The sequence below is a fragment of the Vibrio sp. YT-19(2023) genome, from assembly GCF_033337395.1.
The window spans coordinates 1-525 of the sequence record NZ_JAWOQN010001111.1 but is presented as its reverse complement, the minus strand read 5'-3'; the positions used below and the strand labels follow the sequence as shown (position 1 = coordinate 525).

General features: G+C 43.6%; 1 pseudogene. It reads right to left on the bottom strand.

Features of this window, described 5'->3' with window-relative positions:
* Window positions 1–131: 131 nt before the first annotated feature.
* Window positions 132–525 (bottom strand): annotated as a pseudogene (locus tag R7E78_RS30320) (LysR family transcriptional regulator); the annotation flags it as partial.

Genomic DNA, 525 nt, shown 5'->3' with positions numbered 1-525 from the left:
ACCTGTTCGAGCTTTACTCGCACACTTATGAAGAAACTTACGCTTCTGAATACGAGTAATTACATCATGCAACACAACCGGGATCAGTGCGTTATTGAACCCGGTTGTTCAAACCGTTTCACCAACCATTGTTACGACTCAATGCCTAACGACTTCATCAACGATTCAACGGTATTGTTAACCCACAATATCAACGGATCATTGCGGCGCTTTACGCTGTAAACGTAACCGAAGTTACCCTCTAATTTCGGCAGCGCGTCATCAAATTCGATAAAAGAAAAACGCTTATCTAACTGATTGATCAAGTGACGCGAACAAGGAAACAGCACATCGCTATCCGCAACCAAATTCAAAATGGTGTTGATGTGCGTGGTACGCAGTTGAATTCTTGGGACAACTGAAAAAGGCTGTAATAAGCGCGAGATGTGATCTTCTTTTTCATTCCAATGTTGGATGATGTGAACCGCGTACGCGTACTCTGAAATGTCATCCAAGTACATGCGTTTACCACCATGCGGATGCGTC